The sequence below is a fragment of the Stenotrophomonas indicatrix genome, assembly GCA_041545745.1.
GTDB lineage: Bacteria > Pseudomonadota > Gammaproteobacteria > Xanthomonadales > Xanthomonadaceae > Stenotrophomonas > Stenotrophomonas indicatrix_A.
In genome coordinates this window covers 2,448,952-2,459,721 of sequence record CP168152.1, presented here as the reverse complement: position 1 = coordinate 2,459,721, position 10,770 = coordinate 2,448,952, and the positions used below count along the sequence as shown (strand labels likewise).

Below are 10,770 nucleotides of genomic sequence, written 5' to 3'. Positions count from 1 at the left end.
CCGGCGACCGGGGAGCAGCGCAGTAGATCCCCGCCATGCGCGGACGCAGTTCAGTAGATCCACGCCATGCGTGGATGCAGCCCAGTAGATCCCCGCCATGCGCGGATGCAGCCCAGTAGATCCCCGCCATGCGCGGACGCAACCCAGTAGATCCCCGCCATGCGCGGACGCAGTTCAGTAGATCCACGCCATGCGTGGATGCAGCGCAGTAGATCCACGCCATGCGTGGATGCAGTTCAGTAGATCCACGCCATGCGTGGATGCTCCTTCAGAGCGCCAACACCCGCCGGTAACTCAACGGCCCGCGTCCATCACGCAACCCCAACCGCAACTCCAGACCGGTCGCCGGCAGTACCTCGCCCTGGCTCGGCAGCATCGCCCAACCCACCCCCGGCTGCCATGCGCGCACCTCGAAGCGCTGCACATCACGGACCACCAGCAGCCCGCGCGTCGGCTCAGGCGCAGGCAGCGGATAATGATCGGAAGGCACACCGCTGGCGCGCCACAGCGTGCTGCCTTGCCGCCACCAGCGAACGCGCTGCCACTGCAGCCCATCACTACCGACACTGCGGGTGATCTCCAGGGTGAAGCCGCCATCGGGGTGGCGCTCACTGGTCAACGACGGCGGCAGCAGCCGCGCAGGCTGATCGGCCGGGCGCACTGCACCGTTCATCAACGCATCGTCGGCCCGCATCTCGATATCGCGCTGGAACTGCTGCAGCACCCGCATCGCCGTGCTGGTCTCGGCATCGGCCTGGCGCAGGCGCTGGTCAGTGTTGGCCACGCTGTCCAGTGCGCGCCAGCAGATCACCGCCAGCACGCCCATGATGGTGATGGCGATCATCACTTCGATCAGGGTGAAGCCCCGCGCAGCGCGTTTCATGGCGCCGCCGTCCATGGCAGCTGCAGCCGCGCCAGCGATTGCTTCGGTGCATCTTCGGCCACCACGCTCAACTCCAGCTGCGGTTGTCCGTCGGCGCCATTGCCCAGGTGCTGCTGCACCAGGAAGCGGGTGCGTCCCTGCAGGCACAGCAGACGTGCATCGCCGGGAGGCTGTGCGACCAGACGCAGCTCCTGCCAGCGGTCCTGCGCGCACAGCAGGGCCAGCCGGCGGTCCCGCAGGCGCGACTGGTCATCGGTCGCCACCGCTACCGAGCGCATCACCGCCGCCAATGCGATGGCCACGATGGCCAATGCGATCAGCACCTCGATCAGCGTGAATCCGTGTTGCGTCCGCTTCACTGCATGACCTGCAATTGTCCACTGCCATCATCACGAAGACGCAGCCGACGACCGTCCAGCGACAACGTCAGCTCCCACGGCACGCCGATCCATTCGGGGCTCAATTCGATGACGGCCGTCGGCTCCACTTTCATGCCGTGGGTCTGCCACTGCTGGGGGCGCAGCAGGTCATCGCGCCGCAGCTCGACCCAGCCTTCGCTGTCGCGGCGGCTGAAGCGATAGCCTTCTGCGCTGGCCTGCCAGCGGATCGGCCGACCATCGATGCGTGCTTCATCGCGCGCGACCTGCAGGCGCTGCGCCAACCGCTCCGATTCCTGGCGCAGCTGCCGCGCAGGGTCGAGCAGGCTGCCAAGGCCAAGGCCGATGCCCGCCGTGCAGATGCCGATGATGACCAGTACCACCATCAGTTCAAGCAGGGTGAAGCCGCGTGGTCTGCGTTGCATCGGACATCGCCTCCCGTCCTTGCCGATTGCTGCCAGCGTAGGTGCGGATGATGAAACAAAAGCGTCAGCGGCGGCTGCTAGCGTGGCTGCACAGGAACATGGCGGAGGTGCGGAACATGGACGGCAGGCGCTGGGATCGCAATCGCATGTTGACCCTGCTGGCGGCGGCGCTGCTGCTGGCCGTGGCGGCATACTGGGGCATGGCCCTGTTCATGGTGCCGGCTCACGTTGCCGCCGCCGCAGTGCAGGTTGCCCCGCCCGCTGCCCCGGCCTTCGACGGCGCAGCGAGCGCGCCGCTGGTACGGCTGCTTTCGCCCGGTGCAGTACAGACTGACGTGACCGTGCTGGGGGTGATGGCCGGGCGGCAGGCGCCGCTGGCGTTGCTGTCGGTGGATGGAGCACCTGCCCAGGCCTATGTGCCGGGCCAGCGTCTGGGGCCATCCACCGTATTGGCCGCAATCAGCGCCAACACGGTGGAACTGCAGCAGGCGGGGCAGCCGCGTTCGCTGCCCGTGCCCGAACTGCCGCCGCTGCCCACCGATGGCATTGTTCCTGCCGCAGTGGGGCGGCGCTGAACACACCGCTCAGCGCGCTGGACGTTGCGGCACCACCGAACGCCCGAATGCATCGCCCATGCGCTGCCGCGTGCCCTCCAGGTTGTACTGCAGCAACTGGTTGCCGGGCTTGCGCATCAAGCGTTCGGCTTCGGGAATGTCGGGGCGGGCGGTTGAGTCTGGTGCCGGTGCCAGCTTGCGTTGCAGGCAGTCCCAGGCGGGGATGCGCTCGCCGTTGACCTGTACTTCGATGCATGGCGCTGCGTCTGCCGGTCTGGCTGCCTGGCCGGCCTGCGCCCAGGGCGAGGCCAGAGCCAATGCCAGAAGGAGGGCAGGGCGGCTTGGTGTGAGCAGCGTGGCGGACATCCTGAATCTCCCGAGGCAGCAGGCGCTTTGCAATGAAGACGTATGCCGGGCGCAGTGTCCGCCTGCGCCTGTTTCAGCATCGTCAACAGATGACAGTGCTGTCACAAAACTGTTGGCGGTTTTGACGCGGCCTGCACGTCCTGTTGGTAGACCCACGCGCCGCTCCCTGGCCATTCCCTTCGATACGACGCGATGCCTTCGATGACTCCCGTTCCGTGCCGTGCCGTTCGCCTCCCGCTGCGCCTGCATCCCTTGCTGCTGGCCCTGGCGTCGTTGCCATTTCCAGTGCTCGCGCAGGACGCCGCGCCAGCGCCCACGGTGAACATCAACGAGTACATCGTGCGCGGCAATACCGTGCTCGATGCGCGTCAGATCGAACGTGCGGTCGAACCGTTCCTCGGCCCCGGCAAGACGCTCGCCGATGTCGAAAAAGCGCGTGATGCAGTCAACGCGCTGTATCAGCAGGCCGGCTATCAATCGGTCTATGTGGAGCTGCCCGAACAGCAGGTCAATGCGGGTGTGGTGCTGCTGAAGGTGCAGCAGACGCCGATTGGCCAGCTGCGCGTGGTCGGTGCCCGCCATGAGTCACCCGAACGCATCCGCGAACGGGTACCGGCGTTGGCCGAGGGGCGGGTGCCCGACTTCGACCAGGCACAGAGGGAACTGACTGCAATGAACGAAGGTGGCCGCCGCCAGGTGCTGCCGCTGGTGCGCGAAGGCCAGGTGCCGGGCACCATGGATGTGGACCTGCAGGTGGAAGAGAAGTCACCCTGGCGTGCCAGTGCGGCGCTCAACAACGACCACAGCGCCGATACCGAGAAGCTGCGCCTGAGTGCATCGCTGGCCCACGACAACCTGTGGAAGCGCGGGCACAGCGCCAACATCGGCGTGTACCTTGCGCCGGAAGATACCAAACAGGCGAAGGTGTTCTCGGCCTCGTACACGATGCCCTTTGAAGGCACGCCGTGGAGCCTTGAAGCATCGGGCTACAAATCCGACAGTCGCGTACTCAATGCCGGCGGACAAGGTGGCGCAGGCACCGGCACCGGCACCAATGTGATCGGCAACGGTCATTCCATTGGCCTCAAGCTCAACTACCGCCTGACCGGCAGCAGCCCGTGGTGGCGCCAGCTCAGCCTCGGCGTGGACTTCAAGGACACCGAAGAAGACACGCAGATGGGCAAGGACAGCCTGAAGACGCCGTTGAAGTACGCGCCGATCACCCTGGCCTTCGTCGGGGTGCGCCAGGGCGAGAACGATCAGCTGAGCATCAACACGCAGCTGGTGGCCGGAACCCGGCGTCTGTTCGGCTATGGCAGCAACGCCACTGATTTCGGTCAGAAGCGCTACTGGGCCGACCCGAGCTTCGTAGCGTTCAAGGCGGATGTCTCCAATACGCACACCTTCGGCAACGATTGGCAGTGGTATGCGCGTGGCTCGCTGCAGGCGACCGATGCGCCGCTGGTCTCGGCCGAACAGTTCGCCGCCGGTGGCATGTACACCGTGCGTGGCTACCTCTCGGCCGAAGCGATCGGCGACTACGGTGGCCTGGCCAACCTGGAATGGCGCACCCCGGCGTGGTCGCTGTGGAGCGGTACCGACCTGCGGCTGTACAGCTTCGCCGACGCGGCCTACCTGCGCCTGCGTCAGCCGCTGCCGGAACAGCGCGACAAGTACAACCTGGCGTCGGTCGGGCTGGGCGCTCAGCTGCGCCTGGGCGAACACCTGCAGCTGCGCCTGGACTACGCCTGGCCCTACGCCGACGGCCCGGTCACGCGCAAGGACGACCCGCGCCTGCATTTCAACATCAGCACCAGCTACTGACCCTTCCCTTGAGATGCGTTCTCCGGAGACCTTTTGCATGGACCGTCTGCTTTCCCGAATGTTGCTGCTGCTGGCTGCGCTGATCGCGCTGCCCGCCGCCGCGGCCGATGCCAACTGGTGGCAGGCCGAATGGAAGTACCGCAAGCCCATCACCGTCGACGCCGGTCCACAGGGTGCGGGGTTGGCCGGCAATCCCGGGCGTACACCGCTGCTGCTGCGCCTGCATACCGGAAACTTCGGCTTTGATGGCACCCAGGACGGTGGCAACGACCTGCGTTTCGTTTCTGCCGACGGTCGCACCGTGCTGGCCCATCAGATCGAGCAGTTCGACCCGAACCTGGGCCTCGCACTGGTCTGGGTGGACGTTCCGGCACTGACCGCCAGCGCGCCGCAGACGATCTGGATGTACTACGGCAACGCGAAGGCACCGGCCAGCGGCAATGGCCAGCAGGTGTTCGATCCGGACTACACGCTGGTCTACCACTTTGCCGAAGCCAATGCGCCGGCGCGTGATACCACGGCCTACGGCAACACGGCCGGTGCGGTAGTGCCTGCGGCGGAAAGCACGGTGATCGGGCGTGGCGTGCAGCTGGGTGCTGGCCCGCTGCCGCTGCCGGCCAGTGCGTCGCTGGCACAGGAAGCGGGTGCGCCGCTTACCGTTTCTGCCTGGATCAAACCGGGCGCGCTGACCACCGCGCAGGCGATCTACGCCCGCCGCGATGGCACCGCCGAGCTGGTGCTGGGTATCGACAACCGCGTGCCGTTCGTGCAGCTCAACGGTCAGCGCAGCACGCCGGCGCAACCGATCCCGGAAGGGCAGTGGGCGCATCTCGCGCTTAGCGCCGAGAAGGGGTCGCTGCAGTTGTATCTGAACGGCCGCGTGGTGGCCCAACTCAGTGGTGAATTGCCGGCACTGACAACCGCTGCGGTGGTGGGTGCCGACGCACCGGGTGCGACGCAGCCGCTGGCCAACTTCGATGGTGCGCTGGATGAACTGCGGATCTCACGCGTGGCGCGCCCAGCGGCGCTGCTGCTGGCCGATGCCACCGCGCAGGGCGCCGACTCGCGCCTGATCAGCTACGGCGCCGACGAGCAGTCGGCCGGGCAGAGCCACTTCGCCTTCATCCTCAGGGCGATGCCGTTCGACGCCTGGGTGGTGGTGGCCATCCTCGGCCTGATGATGCTGTTGTCGTGGGCGATCATGATCGCCAAGAGCCGTCATTTCGGCCGCACCAGCAAGGCCAATGCGGTGTTCACCGAGAGCTTCAGCAAGCTCTCCGGCGTGCCGCTGCGCACCTTGTCCGAGATGGACCGGCAGGGCAAGGTGCCGACGGCGATGCACGACGGCTCGCTTTGGCGCATCTACCAGGTGGCCATCGATGAAATGCAGCAGCGCCATCAGCGCGACGGCAACTCCGGCTATCTGAGCGCGGCCACCATCGCCGCCATCCGCGCGTCGATGGACGCGGTGATGGTGCGCGAACAGGAAGCGATGGCGCGGCGCATGAACTGGCTGTCGACCACCATCGAGGGCGCGCCGTATGTGGGTCTGTTCGGCACCGTGATCGGCATCATGCTGGTGTTCGTGGTCGCGGCGATGGCCGGTGCGGTGGACATCAACTCGGTGGCCCCGGGCATGGCCGCAGCGCTGCTGTGTACGGCCGCCGGCCTCGGCGTCGCGATTCCGGCGCTGTTCGGCTACAACTGGCTGGGGGCACGCGCCGAAGCGATCGGCGCCGACATGGCGGTGTTCATCGACGAGTTCGCCGCCCGCCTGGCCGAAGAGCAGGACGGGCGCGGCCCGGCCGCGGTCCAGGGCTGAGGGACGGCCATGGCCTACAAGGCGAAGTTCGGCATCAAGAAGCGCGAGAAGGGCATCAACGTGACGCCCTTCGTCGACGTGCTGCTGGTGGTGCTGGTGATCTTCATCCTGACCAGCAACGCCTCCATTCCCGGCATCGAGGTCAACCTGCCGAAGGCCAGCAACAGCACCGCACTGGAGAAGCCCAAGACCAAGGCGATCACCATCGACCCCAGCGGCCAGGTGTTCCTGGATGCGTACCCGGTGACGATGGCCGAGCTGGAGGACCGCCTGCGTACCGAACGGGCAACCTCGCCGGATTTCCCGGTGATCGTGCGCGGTGATGCGCAGGTGCAGTACGCGCGTGTGGTCGAGGTGCTGGACCTGCTGCGGCGGCTGGAGCTGGCCCAGGTCGGCCTGGTCACCGGCAAGGCGCAGGGCTGAGTCATGGCCGGCCATCGACCGCCCCTGCAGGAGCCTGGAACGCGCGGACGCCAGTTGCTGGTGACGATCGCGCTGGTGCTGGCGGCGCTGCTGGTACTGGGTACTGCCGTGTGGTGGCTGTTGTTCAAGGACACCGCCAGCACGCGCCGGCCGGTGGTGCAGCCGCCGATGCTGGCGTTGCCACCTCCACCACCGCCACCGCCGCCACCGGAAAAACCACCCCAGCCGGAAACGCCGCCGGAAGAGACCGTGCCTGAGCCGGAACCGCTGGACCAGCCCACGCCTGCCGAAGAGCCGACGCCGACGCCGGACAACGCCGACCCGGTAACCATGGACGCCGATGCACAGGCCGGTGGTGACAACTTCGGCATCCAGTCGGGCAGCGGCGGTGGCTCGTCCGGCGTTGGCCGCGGCGGTGCCGGCAACGCCAGCTATGGCCGCTACCTGGGCTATCTGATGCAGCAGGCGATTTCGCGCGATGCGCGGGTCAAGCGCCTGGCGTTCCAGCTGCAGGTGAATGTCTGGCTGGCGCCCGATGGCCGGCTGGAGAAGGTCGAGCTGGTGCGTGGCAGCGGCAACGAAGAGGCCGACGTGGCCGTGCTCGATGCGCTGCGGCAGATCGGCAAAGTCGACCAGATGCCACCGGCGTCGCTGGATTTTCCCGCGCGTGTGCTGATCCAGGGGCGCCGCCCCGGCGCTTGACCGATGACTTCAACGATTTCCCTTCTTTCGATGAGAACCGTGATGAACGACCACGACCGCGCTCGAACCGCATCCCACCGCCCGCGGCCGGCCCGACGGGCGCTGCTGTGCTGCGCCGTACTGCTCAGCCTGGCCGTGCCGGCCAGTGCAATGGCTGCCGAAACCACGATGGTCAAGCTGATCAGGGGCCTGATCGCCAGTGGCGCGCTCAAGCCCGAAGACGGCCAGGCGCTGCTGGTACAGGCTGAAGCAGAGGCGGCGGCTGCGCAGCGCAGCACTGCGGGCAGTACAGCCAGCAGCAGCGGCGGCGTGGCGCTGGAAGCGGGCGACGTGCGTGTGCCGTACGTGCCGCAGAGCGTGCGTGATGGCATCCGCGATGAAGTACGCCAGGACGTGATGGCGCAGGCCAAAGCCGAGGGCTGGGCCGCGCCGAACGAAGTGGCCGAGTGGACCAAGCGCATCAAGGTCACCGGTGACATGCGTGTGCGCAGCGAGTCGCGCTTCTACTCCGAGCGCAACAGCGACATCGAAACCAACTGGGCCTCGGTGAATGCCGGCAGCGGTTTCGATACCAACAACAACACCAACCTGCAGCTGCCGCCGCTGCTCAACACCCGCCAGGATCGCCGCAACCTGTGGCGCATCCGTGCACGGCTGGGCATCGAAGCGATGATCGGCGAGCACACCACCGCAGGCGTGCGCCTGGCCAGCGGCAGCAGCAACGGGCCGGTGTCCACCACCGAACAGCTTGGCGGCGGCCTGGGCAAGAAGGACGTGTGGCTGGACCAGGCATGGCTGGCCTACAGCCCGGCCGACTGGGTAACGGTGCGTGGCGGACGCTTCGGCAATCCGTTCTGGACCAGCGACACGCTGTTCTCCAACGACCTGAACTTCGATGGCCTGGCGGCCAATCTCAGGTACGACATCGCTGACGACGTCGGCCTGTTCGGCAACCTGGCGGTGGTGCCGTTGGAGTACACCTCCGACAGCGCTCCCAGCCAGAGCCGGGTGAAGACGCCCAACGAGAACAAGTGGCTGTCCGGTGCACAGGTGGGGGTGAACTGGCGCTTCAACGATGACAACAGCCTGCGTGCAGCGCTGGGCTACTACGATTTCAAGAACATCAGCGGCCGCCTGTCGTCGCCGTGCGCGCTATACGCAGGTGCGGTCGGTTGCGATACCGACTGGTCGCGGCCGGCGTTCATGCAGAAGGGCAACACCCTGATGCTGATCCGCGACATCGCCCGCAATCCGCTGGATCCGGCCAACACGCCCACGCCGCAGTACGTGGGCCTGGCCTCGGCATTCCGCCTGGCGACTTTCAACCTGCGCTGGGATACACAGCTTGCGCAGGATATCGGCATGCGCCTGGACGCGGACTACATCCGCAACCTGGCCTATGACAAGCAGGCCATGTTCACCCGGGCCAACAACGGCATCGTCAACAACTACGGCGCCGGTGGCAGTGCCAGCATCGATACCTTCCGCAGCGGCGACACCGCCTGGATGCTGCAGGCCACTTTCGGCGCCACCGAGCTGAAGGAGAAGGGCCAGTGGCAGGCCCTGCTGGGCTACAAGCGGATCGAGGCCGATGCACTGCCCGACGCTTACAACGATCCGAACTTCCACCTGGGTGGTACCAATGCGCGCGGCTACTACGTCGGCGGCGCCTATGCGCTGGATGCGCGCAGCTGGATCAGCGGCAAGTGGATGGCGGCCAAGGAAGTGTCGGGCCCGCCGTTGTCGATCGACGTGTTCCAGCTGGAGTTCAATACCGGTTTCTGATCGGACAGCGTGATCGCAGTCACGACACGTGTGGCGGGGGCGCGGCGACGCGCCCGTCTAGGGAAGGAAGACCACGCGTTGCACAAAGGAGGAGTGGATGAGCCGTCGCAAGCTGTTCGAGAGTTCCGAGCCCGCCGCGCAGACACTGGGCATCGGGCCGGCCTATGTCTCGGTGGAGGGACTGCGCCAGCACTTGGCCGAATTCCTGTTGTATGCAGGGCGCCCGGTCGTCATCATGCGCGGGCGCAGCGAGGTCGGCTATTTCCTGCCGGCACGCTGCTGGCGCCAGCGCGACGATGATCCGCTGGCTGCCGCTGCCGCCGATCAGCTGCTGGATGCCGCCGGCTTCCAGGTCGAAGACATCCTGCAGGTCGAACAGGAATTCAACGCCATGCGCCAGCGCACCGTGCTGCATTCACGGCGTTGAGGGGCCAGTAGATCCACGCCATGCGTGGATGCGCTTATGCTGCCGCCCCGCGCTCGCTGGTGATCCGTGCACCCTCACGCATCACCAGCGTCACCGGAGTCTTTTCCACCACCTCCAGCAACCGCCGCCACTGCGCATCGCTCAGCTCGGCGGTGGCATGCAGCACGCGGTGCACGTGGAAGCGCCCGTCCGCATCACGTTCGGAACGCAGCTCGGCGTGGAACTCGCCCAGCTCCCAGCCCTTGCGCTGGGCATACATGCGCAGGGTGATGGCGGTACACGCGGCCAGCGAGGCCAGGTACAGGTCGAACGGAGCGAAGCCCTTGCCCTGGCCACCGAGCGAGGCCGGCTCATCGGCCGCGACATCGAAATGGCCGTTGCTGATGTGGTGCAGGTAGTTGTCGGCGGTCGAAACAATGCGTGCGTAGGCCATGGGAATCCCCGGTTGTAGCGCCGAGCCATGCCCGGCTGCAGGAAAAGGCGGCGCCAGCCGGAGCCGGAGCCGCCACGGAATCACTCCGTACGATCGTACGAGAACTGGATGCCGGCCGTACCACCGGTTTCAATGAAGAGGTTCATGAAGGCTGGCACCGTCTCCGCCCGTACCCAGTCGCGCTGCAGTTCGCAGAACAGCTGCGTCACGCTGATCAACTGGCCACCGGCCTGTTCGATGCGGCGCAGCGCGGCATCATGCGCGGCCAGCGAGGTGCCGCCGACCGCATCGACCACCACGTAGACTTCATACCCTTCCTTCAGCGCATCCAGTGCGGGGAAGGTGAGGCAGGCTTCGGTCCACAGCGCGGTCATGATCAGTTTCCTGCGGCCGGTCGCTGCCACCGCCTTGCGGAACTCGACGTCTTCCCAGGAATTGATGGTGGTGCGGTCGTAGGTCGGGTGGTCGCCCAGCACCTTGCGCAGCTGCGGGATCGGCGGCTTGTTCAGGCCGGTCTGCACGTTCACGGTTGAATGCACGATCGGCAGGCCGTAGGCGACCGCCGCCTTGGCGGTGCCGACAATGTTGTTGACCAGCAGCTGGCGGTCCATCGAGGCGATGGAGTTCACCTGTACCGGCTGGTAGTCGATGATGATGAAGGCGGAATTCTGCGGGGTCAGCAGGTGGTCGCTGACGGGGTCGCGGATCGGTTCACTGGCCATGAGGGTGTCCTGGTCGGGGGTGGCTTG

Annotated in this window: 13 protein-coding genes; 7 read left to right on the top strand and 6 right to left on the bottom strand. The window is 66.5% G+C overall.

The window, feature by feature from the left end; all coding sequences use genetic code 11:
* Positions 1–268: 268 nt before the first annotated feature.
* From ACEF39_RS11325 to gspH, 3 genes are read right to left on the bottom strand one after another with little or no spacing between them, the layout of a single operon-like run.
* Entirely contained in the window at positions 269–883 is a 615-nt protein-coding gene (locus ACEF39_RS11325; protein ID WP_500285098.1) for a prepilin-type N-terminal cleavage/methylation domain-containing protein, read from the bottom strand.
* Positions 880–1,242: a type II secretion system minor pseudopilin GspI gene (gene gspI, locus ACEF39_RS11320; protein WP_500285097.1), complete on the bottom strand. Its 363-nt coding sequence runs from the start codon at positions 1,240–1,242 to the stop codon at positions 880–882. Before gspI ends, ACEF39_RS11325 begins: the two co-directional genes overlap by 4 nt.
* On the bottom strand, positions 1,239–1,685 hold the full coding sequence (gene gspH / locus ACEF39_RS11315; RefSeq protein ID WP_500285096.1) for a type II secretion system minor pseudopilin GspH: 447 nt from the start codon (positions 1,683–1,685) through the stop codon (positions 1,239–1,241). Before gspH ends, gspI begins: the two co-directional genes overlap by 4 nt.
* Positions 1,686–1,801: 116 nt before the next feature.
* Here gspH and ACEF39_RS11310 point away from each other — a divergent pair, with 116 nt between their 5' ends.
* Positions 1,802–2,260, top strand: coding sequence for a hypothetical protein (locus ACEF39_RS11310; protein WP_500285095.1), 459 nt, complete (start codon positions 1,802–1,804; stop codon positions 2,258–2,260).
* Positions 2,261–2,269: 9 nt separating this feature from the next.
* Here ACEF39_RS11310 and ACEF39_RS11305 read toward each other — a convergent pair whose 3' ends face one another.
* Positions 2,270–2,605: a hypothetical protein gene (locus tag ACEF39_RS11305; RefSeq protein ID WP_500285094.1), complete on the bottom strand. Its 336-nt coding sequence runs from the start codon at positions 2,603–2,605 to the stop codon at positions 2,270–2,272.
* A gap of 201 nt (positions 2,606–2,806) precedes the next feature.
* Here ACEF39_RS11305 and ACEF39_RS11300 point away from each other — a divergent pair, with 201 nt between their 5' ends.
* The 6 genes from ACEF39_RS11300 to ACEF39_RS11275 all read left to right on the top strand — a co-directional run bounded on the left by ACEF39_RS11300 (position 2,807) and on the right by ACEF39_RS11275 (position 9,588).
* Positions 2,807–4,429: a ShlB/FhaC/HecB family hemolysin secretion/activation protein gene (locus ACEF39_RS11300; RefSeq protein WP_500285093.1), complete on the top strand. Its 1,623-nt coding sequence runs from the start codon at positions 2,807–2,809 to the stop codon at positions 4,427–4,429.
* A 37-nt stretch (positions 4,430–4,466) separates the two neighbouring features.
* Complete coding sequence (locus tag ACEF39_RS11295) at positions 4,467–6,251, top strand: DUF2341 domain-containing protein (protein WP_500285092.1); 1,785 nt, start codon at positions 4,467–4,469, stop codon at positions 6,249–6,251.
* Between the two features lie 9 nt (positions 6,252–6,260).
* The gene (locus ACEF39_RS11290) at positions 6,261–6,674 is read left to right on the top strand and encodes an ExbD/TolR family protein (RefSeq protein ID WP_089235818.1); all 414 of its coding nucleotides are present in this window, start codon (positions 6,261–6,263) and stop codon (positions 6,672–6,674) included.
* A 3-nt stretch (positions 6,675–6,677) separates the two neighbouring features.
* Positions 6,678–7,376 carry a cell envelope integrity protein TolA gene (gene tolA, locus ACEF39_RS11285; RefSeq protein ID WP_500285091.1) on the top strand — a complete coding sequence of 233 codons (699 nt, stop codon included), beginning with the start codon at positions 6,678–6,680 and terminating at the stop codon, positions 7,374–7,376.
* 42 nt (positions 7,377–7,418) lie between these two features.
* Positions 7,419–9,161 (top strand): putative porin, encoded by a 1,743-nt coding sequence (locus ACEF39_RS11280; RefSeq protein WP_500285090.1) that lies wholly within the window; start codon positions 7,419–7,421, stop codon positions 9,159–9,161.
* A 97-nt stretch (positions 9,162–9,258) separates the two neighbouring features.
* Positions 9,259–9,588 carry a hypothetical protein gene (locus ACEF39_RS11275; RefSeq protein ID WP_500285089.1) on the top strand — a complete coding sequence of 110 codons (330 nt, stop codon included), beginning with the start codon at positions 9,259–9,261 and terminating at the stop codon, positions 9,586–9,588.
* 34 nt (positions 9,589–9,622) lie between these two features.
* On the opposite strand, the gene ACEF39_RS11270 is transcribed toward ACEF39_RS11275, so the two are convergent.
* Entirely contained in the window at positions 9,623–10,021 is a 399-nt protein-coding gene (locus ACEF39_RS11270; RefSeq protein WP_500285088.1) for an OsmC family protein, read from the bottom strand.
* Between the two features lie 80 nt (positions 10,022–10,101).
* Positions 10,102–10,743 (bottom strand): hydrolase, encoded by a 642-nt coding sequence (locus ACEF39_RS11265; RefSeq protein WP_089235814.1) that lies wholly within the window; start codon positions 10,741–10,743, stop codon positions 10,102–10,104.
* Positions 10,744–10,770 lie beyond the last annotated feature (27 nt).

What these genes read in the sequence shown, in the direction of transcription:
- ACEF39_RS11325 (WP_500285098.1), bottom strand. Translation starts at nt 883, where the DNA reads ATGAAACGCGCTGCGCGGGGCTTCACCCTGATCGAAGTGATGATCGCC.
- gspH (WP_500285096.1), bottom strand. Translation starts at nt 1,685, where the DNA reads ATGCAACGCAGACCACGCGGCTTCACCCTGCTTGAACTGATGGTGGTA.
- ACEF39_RS11310 (WP_500285095.1), top strand. Translation starts at nt 1,802, where the DNA reads ATGGACGGCAGGCGCTGGGATCGCAATCGCATGTTGACCCTGCTGGCG.
- ACEF39_RS11305 (WP_500285094.1), bottom strand. Translation starts at nt 2,605, where the DNA reads ATGTCCGCCACGCTGCTCACACCAAGCCGCCCTGCCCTCCTTCTGGCA.
- ACEF39_RS11300 (WP_500285093.1), top strand. Translation starts at nt 2,807, where the DNA reads ATGACTCCCGTTCCGTGCCGTGCCGTTCGCCTCCCGCTGCGCCTGCAT.
- ACEF39_RS11295 (WP_500285092.1), top strand. Translation starts at nt 4,467, where the DNA reads ATGGACCGTCTGCTTTCCCGAATGTTGCTGCTGCTGGCTGCGCTGATC.
- ACEF39_RS11290 (WP_089235818.1), top strand. Translation starts at nt 6,261, where the DNA reads ATGGCCTACAAGGCGAAGTTCGGCATCAAGAAGCGCGAGAAGGGCATC.
- tolA (WP_500285091.1), top strand. Translation starts at nt 6,678, where the DNA reads ATGGCCGGCCATCGACCGCCCCTGCAGGAGCCTGGAACGCGCGGACGC.
- ACEF39_RS11280 (WP_500285090.1), top strand. Translation starts at nt 7,419, where the DNA reads ATGAACGACCACGACCGCGCTCGAACCGCATCCCACCGCCCGCGGCCG.
- ACEF39_RS11275 (WP_500285089.1), top strand. Translation starts at nt 9,259, where the DNA reads ATGAGCCGTCGCAAGCTGTTCGAGAGTTCCGAGCCCGCCGCGCAGACA.
- ACEF39_RS11270 (WP_500285088.1), bottom strand. Translation starts at nt 10,021, where the DNA reads ATGGCCTACGCACGCATTGTTTCGACCGCCGACAACTACCTGCACCAC.
- ACEF39_RS11265 (WP_089235814.1), bottom strand. Translation starts at nt 10,743, where the DNA reads ATGGCCAGTGAACCGATCCGCGACCCCGTCAGCGACCACCTGCTGACC.